Genomic DNA, 236 nt, shown 5'->3' on the forward strand with positions numbered 1-236 from the left:
TGGAGCCCATCATCCGCATCCGGAACCTGCACAAGTGGTTTGGTTCCCTGCACGTGCTCAAGGGGATCCACCTGGAGGTGGCCCCCGGGGAGAAGCTGGTCATTATCGGCCCCTCGGGCTCGGGGAAGAGCACCCTCATCCGCTGCATAAACCGCCTGGAGGACTTCCAGGAGGGGGAGGTGGTGGTGGACGGCCTGAACGTCAAGGACGACCGGGCCCTGGGGGCGGTGCGGCGG

The 236-nt window shown here is 66.5% G+C and carries 1 protein-coding gene; it reads left to right on the top strand.

The features are described from left to right. The coding region (locus tag ACYQ0J_RS13810; protein ID WP_460172634.1) for an ATP-binding cassette domain-containing protein at positions 1-236 on the top strand (236 nt) is incomplete at both ends.

This window comes from Thermus sp. FJN-A (genome assembly GCF_054655095.1).